Below are 23,405 nucleotides of genomic sequence, written 5' to 3'. Positions count from 1 at the left end.
TTGGCAAAAGGTTTAATTAGAATTTATATTTTAAGCTGGTCATCACTTGACGAGGTGCTGTTGGGTTTACACTGTAATTTTCATGTACGGTATAATTCAAAACATTTGTAATATTTGACAATCTGCATAATAGAGAGAATTTCTCCCAGTTGTATCCTACTGAAACATCAATTGTGGTGTATCCTTTTATTGGAATTTCTCGGTCATAAATCCCGTTAGGCAAGGATTGGTCAATTTGATTATTCCATCCGCCTACTCTTTTTCCAATATAATTCCCTAAAGCTCCAACAGATACTCCTTTTAATATTCCGGAAGGCAGCGTATAAAAAAAGCTTAGATTAGCTGTATTAGCCGGAGTTCTGGCCAAACGATCTCCTTCTATAAAGCTTCCTTTTATACCGGATGTTTTAGTATAGCGCATGTCATTATAACTGTAACCGGCTATGATATTTAAGCCTTCTATGGGTTTTGCAATAATGTCAAATTCGACCCCTTTGCTGGTGGTTTCGCCGCTTAAAATTTTTATCGATGTATCGATATTGCTGGAACCATCGGCTTTGAATTCAGCAGTTTGTGCTAAGTTGCTATTGGTAATTTGGTACACCGTTACGTTTGTGCTTAGTATTCCTCTCCAGAAATCCTTTTTGATTCCAACTTCATACTGGTCTATGATAGACGGTTCAATGGCTTTTAAATCTACTGTAGTTCCGGTGTTTGGTGTAAATGAATTGGAGTAACTTGCAAAAAGGGACATGTTTTTTGTAGGTTGAAATACAAGTCCTAGTTTTGGGGTGAAAGCAACATCTTTGCGTTTTGGAGCTTCGGTAACTGTGGTTTTAAGGACATCCGTTGTCGCTACTTGAGCTTCTTGCCAAGACCACCTAATTCCTGCTAAAACTTTAAATTTATCGGTTAGTGAAATTAAATCTTGGGCGTATATCCCAAAACGGTTGGTGTCTGTTTTTACGATTCTGGTTGTAGTTGCATCCGGTATGGCACCGCCTTGATTGAAATTTTCAAAATCAAAAATGTTTCCACTGCCATAGGTTGTAGGGCTGAATGCAAAAGCATAGGCTTGTGTAAATGCATTTTCCATATCAACTCCCGTGAATAGTTGGTGTTTTACCTTTCCAGTTTTAAAGTTACCTTGTATGCTGAATTGTTCTCCAATGATTTGTTCCAGATTTTTGTTTTGTCCTAAGGGTCTTTTCCAGTCACCGTTTGTTGCCGGTTGAATGCGTTCCGTTCCTTTTGAAGTTCGGTCGTAGTTTTGAAAAGAGGTATTGAAGTTTAATTTCCAATTGCTGTTAAAATCATGTTTTACTAAGGTAGATACGGTGGCTTGTTTTGTTTGTCCATTAGACCAATTTGCCCCTAAATAAGTATTTCGAGGAAGTTCAACAATTTCTTTTCCGATGATTCCAGTACCAAAATCCGGAGTCCAGTCATCGTGCAGATAATCTCCTTGTACTATGATTTCAGTCTTGGCACTCACTGTAAAAAGGAAAGAAGGATTGATGTAATACCGTTCTTTGGTCACATTATCTCTGAAGCTTTCAGAGTTTTCATAAGAGCCGGTGAATCGATAGGCAATATTATCATTTAAGGGACCGTAAATATCGATGGAAGGTTTGTAAAAAGAATAGCTGCCCATTTGCATCGCAATTTCTCCTCCTTTTTTAAAGGAAGGGATTTTGGTCACCATATTCAATATTCCTCCGGGTGCTACATTTCCAAACAATAAAGCGGCACTTCCTTTTAGGACTTCTACTTTCTCTAACGAAGAAACTTCCGGGATTGAACCACTGTTAAAACGGAATCCATTTTTAAACATATTGTTGGCAGACATGTCATACCCTCTTGAAAAGAAGGATTCCTGTGCACTGCCACGAGCGGAACCCACATAGACTCCATTTACGTTTTTGATGACATCACTTAATCTGATTGCCTGTTGCTGTTCGATGATTTCATTTCCTATCACTTGTATGCTTTGGGGAATATCCATTGGTTCCAAACCGGATCGTACTGCTGATAGTGGTTTTTTATGCTGATTTGGAGTTACAATTACTTCTTTAAGAATTTCTCCTTTTTTGTTTTTTATGGTGTCTAAAACGCTATCAAATGTTTCCGTGTCTGCGGTATTTTCAATTGCTTGTGCTGTTTCTTGTGCAAAGCCACTTATGCTGAATAACAAAACTAAAACGGGTATTAAAATGTTTCTCATGGTTGTTTATTTGGAATGATTAAAAATAACGATGCAAATATAGAATCTGAATTTGATTTAACAAAACTTATTTAGATTAAATATGGATAATAATTTAAATGTTTTTTAATGTATTGTAATGCAGTTTTTTAAATAAAAAAAATCCTTGCTTTTAGACAAGGATTTTTAATTTTAGCGTGAAATGTTAAATTTTAACATTTGATTTTCGGTTTCTTCCCCACCAAATATAGCATCCGGTTATAGGAAGACTCGCAATAAGTAAACTGATTAAAAAGGCAAATATTTTTCCGGCTATTCCAAAAACGGCACCCGTATGAATGTCGTAATTCAAGAGCAGCAGTTTGTCGGCAATTTTAGCTTCTTTATACCTTCCGTAAAGGTGATCTACTTTTTGTTCTTCTAGGTTGTATTGGTCAAAATAACGGTAGTCTATTTTCCAATAGGTGCCTTCCTCAGGATTTGCATTTGCAGCAATAGAAGAATTGGCACTTTCCGGTGGATGCACTTCTATAGATTTTGCTTTTGGATATTCTTTTTGCATCAAAGTCCAAATTTGATCCAGCGGTTTATCTACTTTTTTTGTTTTTATAGTCGAAATTGGATCTTCATAAACCAATGATTTTTCTCCACCAAGAACCGTATAATAAGAATAAGCAAACCATTGGAAACCCCAGACTAAACCCGTAATTGCAAAAATAAGGGCAATTATAAGCACGTATAAGCCAGTAATATTATGCAAGTCATAGTTTTTGCGTTTCCATTTTAATCCTTTTTTCCATTTAAACCAAAAACGTTGTTTGGCAGCATTTTTATTTTTTGGATACCAAAGAATCATTCCCGTAATCAGCAGAATCAAAAACACTAAAGTTGCCGATGCCGTAACGGTTTGTCCGATTTCATGAGGCAGCCAAAGATAAAAATGACCGTCAAGAATAAAGTTAAAAAACCCATCTTCCATATTGGTTTTTTCAAGGACTTCACCTGTATACGGATTGAGGTACACAATATAATGATAGGAAGGTTCGTAATGGAAAAATATAGCTTCCACTGATTTGACAGAACCATTGTATTTTATGGCATGTAACACTTTGTTTGGAATTTCTTTTCGGGCAATTTCTTCCAATTGCGTAGGTAATAGAAATGGTTTTTCCTGTTTTGTAACAAACCTGTACTCATCGGTGTAATCTTGTATTTCTTCCTGAAAGGCATACAAACTTCCCGTGATGGCAATTATGAAAACAAGTACGCCTGAGGATAAGCCAAGCCAAAGATGGATTTTTAGGATTGCTTTTTTTAAGGTGTTATTTTTCATTATAAATGGATTAAACTCCTCCAGGAAAAGAGGAGTTTAGTTAGACAAAACGAATTAGGAATCTTAAAATTTATATGTCAAACCGGCAGTTACACTTCTTAATCGCTGTGGAGTTACAGTAGACCAACCTGAATAATATTTTTCGTTTAATATATTATTTAATTTTAAAGCTAAATTGAATTTATCATTTGAATACGACAAAGCCGAATTTAATATGGTATAACTTGGTAAGGCAAACGTTCCGATATTCGCTCTGTTCAACGTTTTATATTCACTGGCATGGTTTCCGCCAAATCCAAGACCGAATCCTTTTAATTTCCCGGAAGTCAACGTGTAATTTGCCCAAAAATTTACTAGCGTTTCTGGTCCGGCTTCTTCAGGTCTTAATCCTAAATATCCATCACCGGGATTGTCTTTTGTAACTTCACTTTTGTTATTACTGAATCCAGCAATCACATTAAATCCTTTCATTGGGTTTGCCGTAAAACTGATTTCAACTCCTTTACTGTTGACTTCACCGCCCTGAATTGCGTTGTTAATATTGTTTGGATCCGTCATTAATCGGTTTTTTACATCAATGTTGTAGTAGCTAATCGATGCCGAAATGATGTCTTTGTATAAGTTTGTTTTTAATCCAAATTCATATTGATTAGCTTGCTCCGGATCAAAAGATTCCATTCTTGGATTAGAACCATCCACTTCAGAAACTTCTCGTGGCGTTACATTTACAAAGCCATTCATATAATTTGAAAAAACCGAAACTTTATCTTTAATCAACATATAAACCAGACCGAATTTTGGAGAAACGGCTGCTTGGCTGTTTTCTTCGGTCGCTGTTTTCGATTTGAAATGATCGACGCGCAAACTAATCATTGCCGATAATTTATCGGTAACATTCAACACATCTGAGGCGTACGCACTAATAACCTCAATTTCAGCAGTTGAATTTCCGTCAAACGAATCTACTAAAAGATTATCAACTCCCGCTTGGGTCAAATCTCCAGTATCTGATCCATCGATTAAGGAGACAATTCCGTTTCCAACCCAACCGGTACTCCCGTTTATAATATTTGATTTATAATAATCGACACCAGCAACCAATCGGTTTCTTAAGTTTCCAATTTTAAAGTCTCCAATAAAATTTTGTTGAATATCCGTTGCTAAAGTTTCTCCGTTTCTTTTAGAAATGAATCGTGTAAAATCATTTCCGTTTGATGCATCAAATAAATAGGAATAATACCCATTTGTTTTACTGTTGCTTCTGGATAATACCGTTTGTGAAGTCCACTGATCCGATATTTTATAAAACATTTGAGCCTGTAAATTATAAGTAGGATTGCTGATGGACAGCTCGTTTGAAGTGAATGATTTATTATAGTTTTTTTCGAATAATTCCATCGAATCAAATGATAGAGCGGAATTTCTGTTCAAGAAAAGCATCGGGGCATTTGATGAATTTCGGTTTGTAAATTCAGTATTGATCAAGAACGAAAGTTTATCACTAACTTTATAACTCAAGGAAGGCGCAAAGAAAAAGGATTTGCCAAAACCGGCATCCTGAAACGAATTTTCTTTTTGGTAGGCTGTATTGATTCGTACGGAAACATCTGTGTTTAGTGGGATATTTACATCTGCAGTAAGGCGATCCATACCATACGATCCGGCATTATAACTGATTTCTCCACCAAATCTTGAATAAGGTTTTTTAGTTACAATATTTATTAAACCTCCGTATGAAATCAAACTACTGCCAAATAATGTTCCTGAAGGTCCTTTGATCACTTCAATATTGTCCACGTTGGCCGGATCAATACTTCCATTGTTGATTCCGGGAAGCCCGTTGATCATTGTTGGCTGAACTGAAAAACCTCTCATGGAAAAATATTCAGCACCATCGCCGCCACGCCCGGTTGATTCCCAAAGACGCGTGATTCCAGTTGCATTTTTTAGCGCATCACTAAAGTTAGTAACCACTTGTTCTTTCATTAACTCGCTGGTAACGGTATTGTACACCTGTGGATTTTCAATATTATTCAAAGGCATTTTAGAGACTGTGGTGCTTTTTTCTCTTTTATACCTGTATTTGTTGGTGTTTATAATCACTTCTTTCAATGTTTTTAAGGTATCTTTTTCTTGCTCTTTCTTTTCTTGAGCAGTAACCGTTATTCCAAAAAGCAAAACGAACAGGTAAAAGGCAGGTATCTTTTTCATTTATTTAGATTAATTAAAAATAAGTTGCAAATATAAGAGTGCTTTTGCTCTTAACAAAACTTATTTAGACTAATTACAGATAATATTTAAAATTAATTTTTATTCCACTGCAAAACAGTTTTTTAACGGTATAAAAAAACCTTGCTTATTTCGAGCAAGGTTTTGATTGGAACTAAAATGTTAAAATTTTAGTTGATTTTTTTCATTGAATATTGTTCGGAACTAGGTTTTCCTTGCTGGATTCCTGAAATTTTTGTCACCATACTGTCTGGATTGATTTGACTATAAATAATTTTTTGAGGATAATCATATTTCGGGTTTTCAAAAACCAGTTGTTTCTCAGTTGTCGTTGTCAACTTGAATGCGACTGCTTTATCCTCGTTTTGTCCTTTTACCATAGTTGAATACGTTAATTCTTCTCCTTTTTGTTGCAAAATAATAGATTCAAAATGCAAAGTGTCTTTTTCTTTGATAAAATAGGATTGCGCTTCAAAAGTACTGTCGTTTACTTTTTTCCAAGTTTCAGAAAGATTTCCATCAACGGACTTATTTTCCCAATTTCCTAAAATCCAATTGGCGGCTTTCATTTTTTCTAATTCATTTGCATCCGATTCTTTGCAGGAAAAAATGGTTAACAAAAGTAATATAAGAGTTGTTTTTTGAAACATTGGTGTAAATATTTGGTTTTATTTTGAACTGCTAAATTAAGAAAAAATAGAATAACGTCGCTTTTTTAGTTTTGGAATCACAGGTTCACCATATAAGTCATATAAGTTTTTAATTTGAATAGAATAAAGGAAAAAAACAGTTCATTTAAGGAAAGTCGCATAGTTCATAAAGAATGTTTTAACTTACGTTCTCTTCAGCCAATGTGACAAATAAACTAACTTTCTTAACCCGTTGGGTGCAATTAATTTTTGATGATAATTTTCGTCAGTTCGAGTGATCCCGCTTTTGGGCGGGATTATATCGAGAACTAGAAAATTAGTATTAAAAACGGTTCTCGATACACGTCACTTCGAGTGCGAAGCGTATCGAGAAGTTTGTTCCGTTTTACTACACAAAAAACACTCGAACTGACGTTTTGAATAATTGCACCCAACGGGTTTTCTTATATAACTTAAGTAATGACTAAAATTTAATGTCGTATTTTAATAAAGCACTAAATTTCTTTGCCACAGATTTCACAGATTAGCACAGATTAATTCGTTATGTAATTTTAAAAATCTTTTTAATCCTTACAATCTGTGGCAAAAACTCTTTTTAATAATTGCGACAATATATCTTTCTTGCTACTTATATGGTTAAAACAAAATTTAATCACTTTCATTCAAAATAATATAAACCAATTCTTTAGTTGGTTTTTGATCTTTCAGTTTTGCTCTGACCACATCAAAAGGCACTTTGAAATCACAGCCTGATTTATAATCGCTGCAGCCATAAGCCATTTTTCCTTTTAGCACCGTTCCTTTCTTGCATTTCGGACAGGCTAATTCGTCCGGAATGACTTTTTTTAAAGCTTTCTTGGCTTCTAATTGAAGTTGGAAATTTTCGTCAAAACGAAGCAAACCTTCCACAGTGCCGATATCAGTTTTAAAATCTTTCATGTTTACAGTAGATCCTTTTTGTAGTAATCGCAAGTATTGGTTCTCGGATATTTTTTTCTCTGCAAAAGTGTAAGGCAATAGGAACGTGCAACCTGCTTTATAATTGGTACATCCAAATGAAGATTTTCCTTTGATAAGTGTTCCTTTTCTGCATTTTGGACAGGCTTCCGCCAAAATTCCTGCGGCTTTCTTTTTCTCGACTTTGACAACTTCTTTTTGAATGCTTCCCACATGCGAGATATTGGCACGTCTGGTTTCACTTCGCACTTCATAGACCAAAGCTTCTACCATGTTTTTCATGTTCTTAATAAACGCAGCAGCGGTAAAAGTTCCTTTTTCAATATCTTTCAACTGCTTTTCCCAAGAGCCGGTGAGTTCAGCTGATTTCACCAAATCATTTTGAATGGTGTCAATAAGCTGAATTCCCGTAGGTGTTGGCAATACCTGTTTTTTGTTCCTAATGATGTATTGGCGTTTAAACAGCGTTTCAATAATATTGGCTCGCGTGGAGGGACGCCCAATACCGTTTTCTTTCATCAATTCGCGTAAATCTTCATCATCCACTTGCTTGCCTGCGGTTTCCATGGCGCGCAATAAAGTAGCTTCGGTGAACTGATTCGGTGGTTTGGTTTCCTTTTCTAAAAACGAGGGTTCATGTGGCCCTTTTTCACCTACAACAAAACTCGGTAAAATATCGGCTTCTTTTTCTTTGGCGTTTGGATCTTCAAAGACTACGCGAAATCCCTTTTTCAGGATTTCTTTTCCTGTCGTTTTGAAGGCTACATCTGCTGCTTTCCCAATAACGATGGTATTGGCAACCAAACAATCGTCATAAAACACGGCTATAAATCGCTTGGTAATTATGTCATATACTTGCTGCTGATTGTATTGCAAGTTGGATTGAATCCCCGTTGGAATAATCGCATGGTGATCCGTAACTTTTTTATCGTTGAAAACTTTGGTCGATTTTTTTATCTTTTTTTCCAAAAGCGGTTGCGTCAATGCAGCATAATTCGTCAAGTTTTTCAGAATCCCAGCCACTTTTGGATAGATATCATTGGGCAAAAACGTCGTATCAACTCTGGGATACGTAACTACTTTTTGTTCGTACAAAGTCTGCACAATTTTGAGCGTTTCATCTGCCGTAAAACCAAATTTGGTATTGCAATACACCTGTAATCCTGTTAAATCAAATAGTTTAGGTGCAAACTCATTGCCATTCTTTTTTTCGACCGAAACTATTTCGAACTCACTTTCCTTGACCTTATTGGCCAAGAGTTCGCCATCTTCTTTTTTCAAAAAGCGCCCTTCTTCATAGCTGAAAAGCGTTTCTCTGTATAAAGTTTGCAACTCCCAATACGGTTGCGGTTTGAAATTCTCGATTTCCTTGAATCGGTCCACAACCATTGCCAATGTTGGGGTTTGTACCCTGCCAATAGACAAAACTTGTTTGTATCCGCCATGTTTTACGGTGTACAAACGCGTGGCATTCATGCCCAGTAACCAGTCGCCAATGGCTCTGGAAAACCCTGCATAGTATAAATTATCATAGTTGGCAGATGGTTTCAAGTTCTGGAAACCCTCTTTGATGGCTTCGGTGGTTAGGGAAGAAATCCACAAGCGTTGCACCTCGCCTTTATAATTGGCTTCGTTCATCACCCAACGCTGAATAAGTTCACCCTCTTGCCCGGCATCCCCGCAGTTAATGACCAACTCGGCTTTGTCGAAAAGGCTTTTTATGATTCGGAATTGCTTTTGGATCCCCGAATTCTCGACCACTTTGGTTTCGAATTTGTCGGGAAGCATGGGCAGATTGTTCAAATCCCAACTTTTCCAATGGGGCTTGTAATCGTTCGGTTCTTTTAAGGTACATAAATGCCCAAAAGTGTAGGTGACCTGATAACCATTGCCTTCATAATATCCGTCATGCTTGGTATTAGCTCCCAAAACGGATGCGATTTCGCGGGCGACACTTGGTTTTTCGGCAATACAGACCTTCATTTTTTCCTACTGATTTAAGGGTGCAAATTAGGAATTTAGAAATTGGTATTAAAAATAAATTTTATGGAGTTATGAACTGGTATGTGATTCATTGCGAGGAACGAAGCAATCCCATTCAGTTGGTCTATTATTTATTTGCTTATCGTTATGGGCACAGAATACAATTCTGCGCTAACGATTGTGGATATTCGAGCGATCGGTAATACAGACCTTCATTTTTGCTACTTATTTTGAGGGCGCAAATTAGGAATTTACAAATTGGTATTAAAAAGAAATTTTGTGGAGTTATGAACGGTTAGGACGTGCTGTTTTTAGGAGCAGAACGACTGTTTTTCTCAACGAAGAACCGTCCTGCTGTCTGCTGTATTCCCGATTAATAAAATCTACGACTGAAAAAGCCTTGTTTTTCTATATCGGGAGATGCCGCTTCCATCAGGGCTATTGATTACGTCTCATTTTCATAATAACGAAAGAGAAAATGCCGTAGATTACTTCATATATTCTCATTTACTGTTAGCGCAGAATTGCATTCTGTGCCCACTCCAATTGACACCCAAACTAATTTACAAAATTACTTCTAAATCAGCTTTAAAAATTAAAAAAAAAGCTAATATCGTTTTTCGGACATAGCTTTCTGACTTGTTTTACCTGTCCTCGTTTGTGGGCACAGAATGCAATTCTGCGCTAACGATTGTGGATATCTGAGCGATCGGGGTTAAGTCATTGCGAGGAACGAAGCAATCGCATCTAGTTAGTCTATTATTTTATTTGCTCATCGTTCTGGGCACAGTTTGCAAAACTGCGCTAACGATTGTGGATATCCGAGCGATCGGGTGTTAAACATTAAAAAAAAGCTAATATCGTTTTACTGACATAGCTTTCTGACTTGTTTTTTCCTGCCCTCGTTTGTGGGCACAGAATGCAATTCTGCGCTAACGATTGTGGATATCTGAGCGATCGGGGTTTATTGTTCGGCTTGCAGCCGCTACGGAACCCTAACTGTTATACCACGTTTTTTTTTAAGATTTTTAAGATTATGAAAATTGTAGTTTTAGAAAAAAAATGCAAAACTTTTTTGTTTTCGGCATACATTACAAATTTAGGAGAATATTTGTAATACTTACTGATAAAAATTCTGCCTAAAAAATGTAGTTGTAGATTTTGGTCTCTAAAACGTCTAAGGACTAATACGTCAGGATGTTCGTAATTTTTGTATACCATTGTTGCAATGTAGCATCCTTCCTTTTGTTTTTTTGCAATTGCTTCTTTTTCTAATTGAAGTTTAACTCTTTCTCTTTGATATTGATTGAAAAGAGTATTTATCGTTGTAATATTTGAATAATTAGATTTTAATTCATTAAACTCTTTAACTGTAATTGATGTATTAACACTTGAAAGACTGATTTTTGAAATGTCAAATTTGAAAGATTTAATATTTTGGTAAAAATCTTTATATTTATAATCAAAATCACTTAAAAAGAAATAATTCAAATTTTCATTCTTTTCTGTTCTGTCAATTTTAAATTTTTTAATAAGTGAATAATTGGCAATTGAATATCTATGAACAATCAAATCAACATTTGCGGTATTACTATATCTATCATACTTTATATAAGTTGATTCTCTAACATAGTCATTAGTTGTATTAATCTCTAAAATTGGATATTCAATAAAATCAATATAATCTTCATTTGTTTTGTAATAATAGTTATCAAATTGCGTCGCTATAACAACTTCATTATTTTTATTTAATAATCCACGAATAAATTTTGAATTTTGATAATGTGATATAATAAAAACATCGTTATTAATAATTTCATTGATGTCGTATTTAGTGAAGGTCTGCTTTAAGTTTTTATCAATAAAATAAGGTTCCCAACCGTTTCCTTGGATTTTCATTAAGTATAAATCACTTGATAACTTATTGGTATATCTATATTTTTCAGATGTTGGTTGTCCAGCTTTATCTATTGAGTAGATATAATACCTATCATAACCAGAATTATAGTTCTTATTTTTATGTTCCTCAATAACATATTTTTCATTTAGAAATTCGGCTACGTTATTCTTATCAACATTATTTAAATGCACATAATTAAATCTTATGGGTAATGAAATTTTTTGTTGTTTTATTTTTAGTATTTTATTGATTGAATATTTAGTATGCAATAAAAAATAATACCACAGGAAATTTTTTTCCCCTTCGTGATTATTCAGCAAATAAACATAACCCTTGATATTTGTAAATAAGTTCTCTTTTGATGGTTTAAAATTGATTAAATCAATGAAATAAGGAAATTTGTATTTAGGCCAATTTGAATAATAATTTTCAAATTCGTAATCTATATTTTCTAAATTCGATAGAGAATACTCAAAATGAGAATCAATACTTTTACAATTCGAGGCTAACTTTTCAAACTCGTCATTAAATTTATTTGCAAGAGAAAAATTGTTATAACTTATCTGAATATTTTCATCGTTCGAATTTGCATTTAAAGTCCAGTTATATGAACCATTCAAAACAGTTTTGTTATCAATTATACAGAATTTGTTATGCATTAATTTTTTTGAAAGATAAATTTGGGCTTTGTTATAATAAAGTTGCTCAAATAAATCTTTTTGATTTACACGATCATCATAAATAATAATTGAAACATCGACGCCTTTTTCAATTAAATGATTTACTTCGGAAATTATTTTTTTGTCGGTAAACCATGCTACAGCAATTTTTAAATCAGAATCACATTCCTTTAAATGCTTAATTATTTCATTTCTAATATTTGTAAAAAAAACTTCTTGATTCATTTTAAGTGCACGGTTTTATAAAATGTGGTATAACTCGTATGTAGGCGAAGTTTTCTTTCGCTAATCTAACCAAATTAATATGTATATACGAAGTTAAATCCCGCATTTGTTGTTTCAAATATATAACTTAATACCGAAAATACTGATAAAAATATTTCAATTTTAAATCTCCACCCAAAACTAACTCCTTTTGTTTCAAGAACTTTACGGGAAACCGTAAAACGTTTCTTTTTTTATAGCTTCAGAACGATTATAACTTTTCACAGGCTTCTAGATACGATTTTTAGTTGTAAAGCTGTCGCATTACTACTAAAAATCACTCGAACGGACGGTACAAGAAATTGATTTATTCGAATAAAATATATTGAGTAGTACAAATGCCATAGCCCTGATGGAAGGGAAAATCCTTTATTGATAAAACGCGGAGCAAGTTTTATCAATAAAGATTGGAATGACAGCAGGAATCAGCTCCTCGAAAAAAATGTGAAATCTGCAATCCAAAATGTGAAATCTTTTCACTAAATAATGTGAAATATTTCACTAAATTTGCACCCTAAATAAAGGACTAAGAAAATGTTAGATAGACTTCAAATAGTAAAACAACGTTTCGATGAGATTTCGGATTTGATTATTCAGCCGGATGTTATTATGGATCAGAAGCGTTATGTGCAATTGAATCAAGAGTACAAAAGTTTAAAAGCTTTGGCTGAAAAACGCGATGAATATGTTGTTTTGATGGCAAACATCGACGAAGCAAACGAAATAATTGCCGATAACAGTGATGCGGATATGACCGAAATGGCCAAAATGCAACTGGACGAAGCTAAGGAAAGATTGCCGGAACTGGAGGATGAAATCAAATTTATGTTGATTCCTAAAGATCCCGAAGATGCTAAAAATGTTATGGTGGAGATTCGTGCCGGAACGGGTGGGGATGAAGCGAGTATTTTTGCCGGGGATTTGTTCCGTATGTACACGAAATATTGTGAGAACAGAGGTTGGAGAACGTCGGTAGTGGATATGAATGAGGGAACTTCGGGTGGTTTCAAAGAGGTGATTTTTGAAGTTACCGGTGAGGATGTTTACGGAACCTTGAAGTTTGAAGCGGGTGTTCACCGTGTACAACGGGTACCGCAAACGGAAACACAAGGACGTGTTCACACATCAGCGGCGACTGTTATGGTATTGCCGGAAGCAGAGGAATTTGATGTGCAAATTGATATGAATGATGTGCGTGTGGATTTCTTCTGTTCGTCAGGACCTGGTGGACAATCGGTAAATACAACTAAATCAGCGGTTCGGTTGACGCACATTCCAACTGGATTGGTGGCGCAATGTCAGGATCAGAAATCACAACACAAGAATAAAGATAAAGCTTTTGGCGTTTTGCGTTCCCGTTTGTACGAACAGGAATTAGCCAAAAAACAAGCGGAAGATGCTACAACGCGTACGTCTCAGGTAAGTTCTGGTGACCGTTCTGCAAAAATCCGTACCTATAATTATGCACAAGGCCGTGTAACGGATCACCGTGTAGGTTTGACGTTGTACGATTTGGGAAATATCATGAATGGTGATATTCAGAAAATTGTAGATGAGTTGGCGTTAGTCAACAACATGGAAAAACTGAAAGAAGCCAGCGAGGTTTTTTAAATAGGTTTTGGGCGCCGGGTTTTAGGTCTTAGTAGGTTATAGGTTTTTGTAAAACTAAAATATATGAGAAACTTTAGGGATTTAGAAGTTTGGCAAAGTTCTGTTTTGCTTGTTAAAAAAATTTATATTATTACTGGTTCGTTTCCCAAAGAAGAAAAATTTGGACTGGTTTCTCAAATCAATAGATGTGCAGTTTCAATTCCTTCGAACATAGCGGAAGGTTGTTCCAGAACTTCTCAAAAGGATTTTTCTAGATTTTTACAGATAAGTTTAGGTTCGGCCTTTGAATTAGAGACTCAAATTGAAATAGCTAAAGAGATAGGTTTTGTGGATGTGTTTTTACACTTAGAAATTATTTCCGAGCTTAACATAATTCAAAAAAGAATTCAATCCTTAAAAAAGTATGTTGATTCCAAGGTTTAAAACCAACACCCAACATCTAAGAACCCACCACCTAAAAAATGACTACACAACAACTTATTGACCAAATCAGAAGCAAGAAATCATTCCTAGCAGTAGGACTCGATGTCGATTTGACTAAAATTCCACAGCATCTATTAGAATTGGAAGATCCCATTTTCGAATTCAATAAAGCGATAATCGATGCAACGCATGATTTGGCTGTGGCTTATAAACCAAATGTTGCTTTTTATGAAGCGTATGGTTTGAAAGGATGGACGTCTCTACAAAAAACAATTAATTACATCAACTCAACGTATCCGGATATTTTTACTATTGCCGATGCCAAACGCGGTGATATAGGCAATACGTCTGCCATGTATGCCAAAGCTTTTTTTGAAGATTTGAATTTTGACAGTATTACCGTTGCTCCTTATATGGGAAAAGATTCAGTGGAGCCTTTTCTGGCTTTCAAAAGTAAACATACGATTATGTTGGCTTTGACTTCTAACGAAGGTGCTTTTGATTTTCAGACTTTAAACTTAAACGGAAAAGAATTGTATAAACAAGTTTTGGAAATATCTAAAAACTGGAAAAACAGCGAAAACCTGATGTATGTTGTAGGTGCAACAAAAGCTGAATATTTCACTGAAATTCGCAAAATTGTTCCTGACAGTTTCTTGCTTGTTCCCGGAGTAGGAGCACAAGGCGGAAGTCTGGCTGAAGTTTGTAAATACGGAATGAATGCGAATGTTGGATTACTAATCAATTCTTCCAGAGCGATTATTTATGCTTCAAACGGAACTGATTTTGCCGATAAAGCAAGAACCGAAGCGTTGAAAATGCAACAGGAAATGGAGCAAATTATGCGTTTGAAGTTTAACGTTTAACGTTTTTGGGTTTTTATAAAATATTTTGAATTCAATCATTCTTCATTTTAAACCATTAAGAAATTAAGTTTTATTACCCTTGCGCTAAGATTTGAATCAAAAATTTTAGCGCTAAACTTTTTAAGCCTTAATTTTTCTAAATTTCTTAATGGTTTAAAAATATAATTTTTGATTAGATTTACTAAACATTAAACATTAAACTTGAGACAAAAAACTTTAATCGATCAACTCGGAATAACACATTCTTTTGAAACTTCGCCAAAACGCATTATATCATTGGTTCCCTCACAAACGGAATTGCTGTATGATTTAGGTTTGGAAGACCGAATTATAGGAATTACAAAATTCTGTGTGCATCCGTATCATTTTAAGTCGACCAAGAAAATAGTTGGTGGTACCAAAAAAGTGCATTACGAAAAAATCAGATTGTTGCAACCGGATATTGTCATTTGTAACAAAGAGGAAAATACCGCTGAAATTGTGGAAGAGTTGCGTAAAATTTGTCCGGTTTGGGTGACCAATATCATCACGATTGAAGATAATTTTCAGATGATTGCCGACTTTGGTCAACTTTTCAATTGCAGAACCGAAGCCCAGAAATGGAACGATAAATTGGCTTTTGCCCTGAGCGATTTTAAAAACTTTATAAAAGATAAGCCGCAACAAAAAGTAGTATATTTCATTTGGAAAAATCCTTTTATGGTTGCCGGTTCTAATAATTTTATCAATGAATTACTGAAACTAAACCATTTTCAAAACATATATGCAGGCAATGCCGAGACTTCTGGACGTTACCCGGAAATTGAACTCAAAAAAATGCGTTTAGAAGGGGATCCGGATTTGGTTTTTCTTTCATCAGAGCCGTATCCTTTCAAAGAGGAAGATGCTTTCGAAATAGGAAGGCATACACACCACGCAAAAACGGTATTTGTAGATGGTGAAATGTTTTCCTGGTATGGAAGCCGATTGCTAAAAGCGTTTGACTATTTTAAAAAAATGCATCAAAAATTATAATTCGCATTCTTCTAAAATCAATTTTTCTGTTATCACGATCGATTTAACAGAAGAATTTTCGATATGGAAATTTAGTTCTGAGAACTTTTGGTACTCTTTTTTAAGCTTTTCTATTTCACTTTTCTCTTGCAATAATCCTTTCATGGGTGATGATTTTATGCAAATTTACATTTTACGATCTTAAAAGAAGCATTATTATTTGTTAAGATTGGGATTTAAAATTAATGTGCTATTTTTACAAAAAAAAGACGTGATCAATTATACCATTTACGAAAATAAAAACAGCGACCAATGGGTAACTTTTGTTCACGGTGCTGGTGGAAGTTCGTCTATATGGTTCAAACAAATACGGGATTTTAAGAAACAGCATAGTGTTTTATTATTGGATTTACGCGGTCACGGGGAATCAAAACCTACGCTGAAAACAGCTTTCAAACAAAAATATACTTTTTCGGCTTTGGCCAATGATATTCTGGAAGTCTTAAACCATCTCAAAATTGAAAAATCACATTTTGTCGGAATTTCATTGGGAACCATACTCATCAGACAATTGGCTGAAATGTATCCGGAACGCGTGCAAAGCATGATCCTTGGCGGTGCGATATTGAAAATGAATTTCCGTTCTCAAGTATTGATGCGATTGGGTAATTTGTTTAAATATGTACTGCCTTATTTGGTTTTATATCAGTTTTTTGCCTTTGTCATCATGCCAAAAAAAAGTCACAAACAGTCTCGGGTGCTTTTTATCAACGAGGCCAAGAAATTATACCAAAAAGAATTTATCAAATGGTTTAAACTCACCGCCGAAATAAATCCGGTACTCAAATGGTTCCGTCAGGTCGAGTTAAATATTCCTACGCTTTATGTGATGGGCGAAGAGGATTATATGTTTTTACCATCAGTTAAAAAAGTGGTAGAAAATCATTACAAATCGTCCACGTTGTTTGTAATACAAAACTGTGGACATGTAGTCAATGTGGAACAGCCTAATGTTTTTAACGATGCTGTTCTTTCTTTTATAAACACTGCTAAATAAAAATTGCCTGCATTTTTTATGCAGGCAATTCTTTAACTAACCAAAACCAAAATAATAAATAACCAGTTTATTACTCTGCAAAGATCACACTTACAGAGGCGTTTTGCTGTTAAGATTTTGTTATTACTTTGTTGTACATACGTTAAGTTTTTTTTTACTTTGTTTCAATGCATACTTTTTGTTCACTCGGTAGCAAGTTACACGATGGACTGTCTCAGGTTTTAATTTTGAGTTATCTTTTTGTTTAAGACCTGGATTTTAAAGGGTAATAAGTCTATAGAAATACTATCGTTTTATTGTCATATACTATTGTTTTTCTCTCGGCATGCAGTTTTATGGCTCTTGCCAAAACCGTACGTTCCAGATCACGTCCTTTCATGATGAAATTTTCAATAGAATGACTGTGTGTAACTCGGGTAATATCCTGCTCGATAATTGGACCTTCATCCAATTCCTCAGTCACATAATGACTGGTAGCGCCTATGATTTTAACACCTCTCATGAAAGCTGAGTGATAGGGTTTTGCCCCGGGAAACGCAGGGAGAAAGGAATGATGAATGTTGATGATTTGATTCGGGTATTGCGCAATCAATTTAGGGGTGATAATCTGCATGTAGCGAGCCAAAACAATAAAGTCAATAGTATACTGCTTCAGTAAATCCAGTTGTTTTTGCTCGCCTTCGGCTTTTGTATCTTTGGTAAAAGGTACATAATGAAACGGAATATTAAAACGGTCTGCTACTGGTTTCAAATCCTCATGGTTGCTTATTATCAAAGGAATTTCTAGTGGCAATTCACCAGCGCTGTGGCGTCCTAAAATATCATACAAACAATGGTCGTATTTTGAAACAAATAATGCCATTTTTGGTTTTTCATCTTGGGTGTACATTGCCCAGGACATATTAAACGGTGAAGCCAACGTTGCTTGAAAATCATTTTTAATAGCTTCAATATTCCAATTTTTGGTATTGAATTCACATTCTAAACGCATGAAAAACACATTCTCATTAGCATCAACGTGTTGGTCTAGGTAGATTATATTGCCATCAATGAAGGCAATATAATTTGTAACGGAGGCAATAATTGCTTTTTGATCTTTGCAATGGATTAGGATTGTAATTTTTTGCATTAGCATTTTGTTTTTAGCTTTGTTTTTTAGTAATGATTAGTGTTTTTCAAAACTAAATGTATCTGTGTTTATAAAAAAGTTAGATTGGGTTGTTTTATGTTTAAAAAAATAGCCCAATTTTAATCTATTTGTTGTCCTGCATGGCATAAACTTTATTATTTATTAATAACCAACAGTAACAACGGATAATTTTTAAAATAAAATTGTAAATTGCAGTCTTAAATTATCATATTCATAAAATGGAACAACAAAAACCATATATCCCTAACAATAAAGTAAGAATTGTTACCGCAGCTGCGCTTTTTGACGGTCACGATGCTGCAATCAATATTATGCGTAGAATCATTCAGTCTACAGGCGTTGAGGTAATCCATTTGGGTCACGATCGCAGTGTGGAAGAAGTGGTCAATACCGCGATTCAGGAAGATGCGAATGCTATTGCGATAACTTCGTATCAAGGCGGACACAACGAATATTTCAAATACATGTATGACTTGCTTCAGGAAAAAGGAGCTGGGCAAATCAAGATATTTGGTGGGGGAGGAGGAGTAATCCTGCCTTCTGAAATTGCCGAATTGCAAGCGTACGGAATCACCCGTATTTATGCGCCGGATGACGGTCGCGCGATGGGATTGCAGGGAATGATTAATGATTTAGTACAACAATCTGATTATCCCGTTGGAGATAAACTGACGGATGAAATAAAACATTTGGAAGAAAAAAATCCAAAAGCAATTGCCAGAATTATTTCATCAGCAGAGAATTTCCCAGACATAGCGGCCAAAACTCTGGAAGTTATCCAAAAAAAGAATCAGGGTTGTAAAACTCCGGTTCTTGGAATCACAGGAACAGGTGGAGCAGGAAAATCTTCTTTGGTGGATGAATTAGTGCGTCGTTTTCTAATCGATTTCCCGGAAAAAACTATCGGATTAATATCCGTCGATCCATCAAAAAGAAAAACCGGCGGTGCCTTGTTAGGTGATAGAATCCGAATGAACGCTATTAATAACCCTCGAGTTTACATGCGTTCTTTGGCCACACGCCAATCGAATTTGGCTTTGTCTAAATATGTTGCCGATGCAATCCAAGTGATTAAAGCAGCAAATTATGATATCATAATCCTGGAAACCTCAGGTATAGGACAATCCGATACAGAAATCATGGATCACTCTGATGTATCCTTATATGTAATGACGCCTGAATTTGGCGCTGCAACTCAATTGGAAAAAATCGACATGCTTGATTTTGCTGATTTGGTAGCGATAAACAAATTTGACAAACGCGGATCTCTGGATGCATTGAGAGACGTGAAAAAACAATACCAACGCAACCATAATTTATGGGATGCGAATTTAGATACGCTTCCGGTTTTTGGGACTATTGCTTCGCAGTTCAACGATCCGGGAATGAATACGCTGTACAAAGCGATAATGGATAAAGTCCATGAAAAAACGAATTCTGATTTGAAATCAACATTCCAAATCACTCGTGAAATGAGCGAGAAGATTTTCGTTATTCCGCCACACAGAACCCGTTATTTGTCTGAAATTGCCGAGAGCAACCGGAAGTATGATGTTACGGCCGTTAGCCAAGAGCAAGTGGCTCAGAAATTGTACGGGATTTTTAAAACGATTGAATCGGTTACTAGAAAAATCCCTGAATTGAATAAAACAGGAATTAATGACGATTCGGTTTTGCCAAGTGCTTTAGAATCTGAAAAACCGGGTGCTGCTGAGGACAAAATATTTTTAAATCTTTTACTAAATCAATTTGATAAAATAAAAATGGATTTGGATCCATACAACTGGGAAATCATTTTGACTTGGGACGAGAAAGTAAACAAGTACAAGAATCCGGTGTATACGTTCAAAGTTCGGGATAGAGAAATCAAAATGGCCACGCACACGGAGTCCCTTTCACATTCTCAAATTCCGAAAATTGCATTGCCAAAGTACAAAGCTTGGGGTGATATTTTACGTTGGTGTTTGCAGGAAAACGTTCCTGGAGAATTTCCCTTTACCGCAGGTTTATATCCTTTTAAACGTGAAGGAGAAGATCCATCTCGTATGTTTGCCGGAGAAGGCGGACCGGAAAGAACGAACAAACGTTTTCATTATGTAAGTGCGGGATTACCGGCAAAACGATTATCAACGGCTTTTGACAGTGTGACTTTATACGGAAACGATCCACATGTACGCCCTGATATTTATGGAAAAATAGGTAATGCCGGAGTTTCTATTTGTTGTTTGGATGATGCTAAGAAATTATATTCTGGTTTTGATTTGGTTCATGCAATGACTTCGGTGAGTATGACTATTAATGGACCGGCACCTATGTTATTAGGGTTTTTCATGAATGCAGCGATTGACCAACAATGTGAGTTTTACATCAAAGAAAATGGCCTTGAAAAAGAAGTTGAGGTAAAAATCAACAAAATATATGCAGCAAAAGGAGTTGAAAGACCGCATTATCAAGGGGATTTGCCCCAAGGGAATAACGGTTTAGGGTTGCTGCTTTTGGGTGTAACCGGAGATCAGGTTTTACCTTTGGAAGTGTATAACGAAATAAAAGCAAGAACGTTATCTCAAGTTCGTGGAACCGTTCAGGCCGATATTCTTAAAGAAGATCAAGCGCAAAATACCTGTATTTTCTCTACTGAATTTGCGTTGCGATTAATGGGTGACGTACAGGAATATTTTATTACTAAGAATGTAAGGAACTTTTATTCGGTTTCTATTTCAGGGTATCATATTGCCGAAGCGGGAGCAAATCCAATTACACAATTGGCTTTCACACTTTCTAATGGGTTCACGTATGTAGAATATTATTTGAGTCGTGGTATGAATATTAACGATTTTGGACCCAACTTATCGTTTTTCTTTTCGAATGGTGTAGATCCTGAATATGCCGTTATCGGTCGTGTGGCACGTAAAATTTGGGCGAAAGCCATGAAAAATAAATATGGCGCTAACGAGCGTGCGCAAATGTTGAAATACCACATTCAGACTTCGGGGCGTTCTTTGCACGCACAGGAAATAGATTTCAATGATATTCGTACTACTTTGCAAGCGTTGTATGCCATTTATGACAACTGTAATTCCTTGCATACCAATGCGTATGATGAAGCAATTACAACACCTACAGAAGAATCTGTGCGTCGTGCGATGGCAATTCAGTTGATTATCAATAAAGAATTAGGACTGGCCAAAAATGAAAATCCAATTCAAGGTGCTTTCATTATTGAAGAGTTAACGGATTTAGTCGAAGCGGCAGTTTTATTAGAATTTGACCGAATTACAGAACGTGGTGGCGTGCTTGGAGCTATGGAAACCATGTACCAAAGAAGTAAAATTCAAGAAGAAAGTTTGTATTATGAGACTTTGAAACATACAGGTGAATTTCCTATCATTGGTGTGAATACGTTTTTGAGTTCCAAAGGTTCTCCAACAGTAATCCCCGCCGAAGTAATTCGCGCCACAGAGGAAGAAAAACAATACCAAATTGATATGTTGAACCATTTGCATCAATCCAATCAGGATGTAGTGAAGGATCATTTAAATACGCTTCAGGAAGCAGCCATTAAAAACGAAAATTTATTCGAGCATTTAATGGAAGCGACCAAGGTTTGTTCCTTGGGACAAATAACAGCTGCTTTATTTGAAGTAGGTGGACAATACAGAAGAAATATGTAAGCAGAGAACCACTTTTTGCATCGCAAAAAGTGTGTGAATCGCTTATCCCGCTTTTGGGCGGGATCTTAGGTAATCAGTATTGAATTGCATCGCAAAAAGTGTGTGAATCGCTTATCCCGCTTTCGGGCGGGCATGATCTTTTTTTTTAAGACCTTACAGTAATGAGAGGTCTTTTTTTGTTCATGTAATTATTGCGACTTTATTACATTTATTCTAAAGTAGCTGTTGGGTGTAATCCAATGCGTTTAATTTTTTAACCACATAGAAACATAGATTTTAAAATTATGTAAGTCGTTTCACTTTTTTGGAGAAAATCATAGCTATATGAAGCCAAAAATTGGGCTGTCCAACTCTTTTTTTCTATGTTTCTATGTGGTTCATTTTTTTAGTTAAGATTAATTGAAATTTTCATTAATTACACCCAACGAGTTAAAGTACTATATTTACATTTTACCTTAAAACCGAATAGTATGAAAAAACTTCAAATTGTATTCTTATTTTTTCTTCTTGGTCATACTGTAGTTTCTTATGCAGCAAAAGCCGATACATTGCAAATTCCTAGTATGGCAATGAATAAAACGTATAAAGCTGCGGTAGTATTACCAAGTTCGTATGCAAAAAGCAAGATTAATTATCCCGTGCTTTATCTGTTGCATGGCGCTTATGGTCATTTTAATGATTGGTTGTCTAAAACTCCGGATAAGAATTTATTGCACAATTTAGCAGATCAGTATAATATCATAATCGTAATGCCGGAAGGAGAAACATTCAGTTTTTATCTGGATAGTCCTGTGAATAAGGGAAGTCAGTTTGAAACGTATATTACAAAAGAAGTAATTCAGAAAGTAGACAACACTTATCGGACAATAAACAACAGAAAAGGACGTGTAATTACGGGACTTTCTATGGGAGGTCACGGAGCATTGTATCTTTCGGCAAGACATCCAGAACTATTTTGTGCAGCAGGAAGTATGAGCGGCGCTGTTGATATGGGAAGCATGATTAATCCGGAATCTAAGGAAAGAGTTACTAAATTAATGGAACCTGTTTTTGGGATTGAAGGAGCGCCACAGGAAGTATATGCCTCCAGTGCAGTTTTGAATATGGTGGATAAAATAAAAAGTAACAAACTGGAATTGATTATAGATTGCGGTGTAGATGATTTTTTGATTGAATCCAATAGAGAATTACACCGAAGGCTTGTTTATAATAAAGTTGCTCACGATTATACGGAACGGCCAGGAGCGCATACGTGGGAATATTGGGAAAATGCGTTACCTTCTCATGTGTTGTTTTTTAGCAAAATTTTAAACAATAATGGCGTGGCTGTTGTGGAGAAATAATAACCGAATAGTAATAAAATTTTAAAAAAGCCTTTCATCTGAGAGGCTTTTTTAGTTCCTTTTAAGCCCAGGATTATTAGGTATAATTTAAG

General features: G+C 35.5%; 14 protein-coding genes. 7 read left to right on the top strand and 7 right to left on the bottom strand.

The window, feature by feature from the left end; all coding sequences use genetic code 11:
- Positions 1-16: 16 nt before the first annotated feature.
- From EKL96_RS08840 to EKL96_RS08815, 6 genes are all read right to left on the bottom strand, one after another.
- On the bottom strand, positions 17-2,224 hold the full coding sequence (locus EKL96_RS08840; RefSeq protein WP_126461011.1) for a TonB-dependent siderophore receptor: 2,208 nt from the start codon (positions 2,222-2,224) through the stop codon (positions 17-19).
- Between the two features lie 184 nt (positions 2,225-2,408).
- On the bottom strand, positions 2,409-3,536 hold the full coding sequence (locus EKL96_RS08835) for a PepSY-associated TM helix domain-containing protein (protein ID WP_126461008.1): 1,128 nt from the start codon (positions 3,534-3,536) through the stop codon (positions 2,409-2,411).
- A gap of 63 nt (positions 3,537-3,599) precedes the next feature.
- Complete coding sequence (locus EKL96_RS08830) at positions 3,600-5,747, bottom strand: TonB-dependent siderophore receptor (RefSeq protein ID WP_126461005.1); 2,148 nt, start codon at positions 5,745-5,747, stop codon at positions 3,600-3,602.
- 188 nt (positions 5,748-5,935) lie between these two features.
- Positions 5,936-6,415 (bottom strand): DUF6265 family protein, encoded by a 480-nt coding sequence (locus tag EKL96_RS08825; protein ID WP_126461002.1) that lies wholly within the window; start codon positions 6,413-6,415, stop codon positions 5,936-5,938.
- A 648-nt stretch (positions 6,416-7,063) separates the two neighbouring features.
- Positions 7,064-9,355 (bottom strand): DNA topoisomerase 3, encoded by a 2,292-nt coding sequence (locus EKL96_RS08820; RefSeq protein ID WP_126460999.1) that lies wholly within the window; start codon positions 9,353-9,355, stop codon positions 7,064-7,066.
- 1,002 nt (positions 9,356-10,357) lie between these two features.
- Positions 10,358-12,160, bottom strand: coding sequence for a phospholipase D-like domain-containing protein (locus tag EKL96_RS08815; protein ID WP_126460996.1), 1,803 nt, complete (start codon positions 12,158-12,160; stop codon positions 10,358-10,360).
- 573 nt (positions 12,161-12,733) lie between these two features.
- Here EKL96_RS08815 and prfA point away from each other — a divergent pair.
- The 5 genes from prfA to EKL96_RS08790 all read left to right on the top strand — a co-directional run bounded on the left by prfA (position 12,734) and on the right by EKL96_RS08790 (position 17,149).
- Positions 12,734-13,810 (top strand): peptide chain release factor 1, encoded by a 1,077-nt coding sequence (gene prfA, locus EKL96_RS08810; protein ID WP_126460993.1) that lies wholly within the window; start codon positions 12,734-12,736, stop codon positions 13,808-13,810.
- Positions 13,811-13,873: 63 nt separating this feature from the next.
- Entirely contained in the window at positions 13,874-14,233 is a 360-nt protein-coding gene (locus tag EKL96_RS08805; RefSeq protein ID WP_126460991.1) for a four helix bundle protein, read from the top strand.
- A gap of 38 nt (positions 14,234-14,271) precedes the next feature.
- Positions 14,272-15,099, top strand: a complete 828-nt coding sequence (pyrF, locus tag EKL96_RS08800) for an orotidine-5'-phosphate decarboxylase (RefSeq protein WP_126460988.1) — start codon at positions 14,272-14,274, stop codon at positions 15,097-15,099.
- 201 nt (positions 15,100-15,300) lie between these two features.
- Entirely contained in the window at positions 15,301-16,113 is an 813-nt protein-coding gene (locus EKL96_RS08795) for an ABC transporter substrate-binding protein (RefSeq protein ID WP_197037203.1), read from the top strand.
- Positions 16,114-16,363: 250 nt separating this feature from the next.
- A complete protein-coding gene (locus tag EKL96_RS08790) occupies positions 16,364-17,149 on the top strand; it encodes an alpha/beta fold hydrolase (RefSeq protein ID WP_126461574.1) in 786 nt (261 codons plus the stop codon).
- 274 nt (positions 17,150-17,423) lie between these two features.
- Here EKL96_RS08790 and purU read toward each other — a convergent pair whose 3' ends face one another.
- The gene (gene purU, locus EKL96_RS08785; protein WP_126460985.1) at positions 17,424-18,278 is read right to left on the bottom strand and encodes a formyltetrahydrofolate deformylase; all 855 of its coding nucleotides are present in this window, start codon (positions 18,276-18,278) and stop codon (positions 17,424-17,426) included.
- Between the two features lie 239 nt (positions 18,279-18,517).
- Between purU and EKL96_RS08780 the strand changes: the two genes are divergently transcribed.
- Positions 18,518-21,970, top strand: coding sequence for a methylmalonyl-CoA mutase family protein (locus EKL96_RS08780; protein ID WP_126460982.1), 3,453 nt, complete (start codon positions 18,518-18,520; stop codon positions 21,968-21,970).
- Positions 21,971-22,440: 470 nt separating this feature from the next.
- On the top strand, positions 22,441-23,313 hold the full coding sequence (locus tag EKL96_RS08775) for an alpha/beta hydrolase (protein WP_126460979.1): 873 nt from the start codon (positions 22,441-22,443) through the stop codon (positions 23,311-23,313).
- The last annotated feature ends 92 nt before the right edge of the window (positions 23,314-23,405 follow it).

It is taken from the genome of Flavobacterium sp. LS1R10, from assembly GCF_003968825.1.
Classification (GTDB): Bacteria; Bacteroidota; Bacteroidia; order Flavobacteriales; family Flavobacteriaceae; genus Flavobacterium.
This window is presented reverse-complemented; position numbering and strand designations above follow the sequence as displayed.

What these genes read in the sequence shown, in the direction of transcription:
- EKL96_RS08840 (WP_126461011.1), bottom strand. Translation starts at nt 2,224, where the DNA reads ATGAGAAACATTTTAATACCCGTTTTAGTTTTGTTATTCAGCATAAGT.
- EKL96_RS08835 (WP_126461008.1), bottom strand. Translation starts at nt 3,536, where the DNA reads ATGAAAAATAACACCTTAAAAAAAGCAATCCTAAAAATCCATCTTTGG.
- EKL96_RS08830 (WP_126461005.1), bottom strand. Translation starts at nt 5,747, where the DNA reads ATGAAAAAGATACCTGCCTTTTACCTGTTCGTTTTGCTTTTTGGAATA.
- EKL96_RS08825 (WP_126461002.1), bottom strand. Translation starts at nt 6,415, where the DNA reads ATGTTTCAAAAAACAACTCTTATATTACTTTTGTTAACCATTTTTTCC.
- EKL96_RS08820 (WP_126460999.1), bottom strand. Translation starts at nt 9,355, where the DNA reads ATGAAGGTCTGTATTGCCGAAAAACCAAGTGTCGCCCGCGAAATCGCA.
- EKL96_RS08815 (WP_126460996.1), bottom strand. Translation starts at nt 12,160, where the DNA reads ATGAATCAAGAAGTTTTTTTTACAAATATTAGAAATGAAATAATTAAG.
- prfA (WP_126460993.1), top strand. Translation starts at nt 12,734, where the DNA reads ATGTTAGATAGACTTCAAATAGTAAAACAACGTTTCGATGAGATTTCG.
- EKL96_RS08805 (WP_126460991.1), top strand. Translation starts at nt 13,874, where the DNA reads ATGAGAAACTTTAGGGATTTAGAAGTTTGGCAAAGTTCTGTTTTGCTT.
- pyrF (WP_126460988.1), top strand. Translation starts at nt 14,272, where the DNA reads ATGACTACACAACAACTTATTGACCAAATCAGAAGCAAGAAATCATTC.
- purU (WP_126460985.1), bottom strand. Translation starts at nt 18,278, where the DNA reads ATGCAAAAAATTACAATCCTAATCCATTGCAAAGATCAAAAAGCAATT.
- EKL96_RS08780 (WP_126460982.1), top strand. Translation starts at nt 18,518, where the DNA reads ATGGAACAACAAAAACCATATATCCCTAACAATAAAGTAAGAATTGTT.
- EKL96_RS08775 (WP_126460979.1), top strand. Translation starts at nt 22,441, where the DNA reads ATGAAAAAACTTCAAATTGTATTCTTATTTTTTCTTCTTGGTCATACT.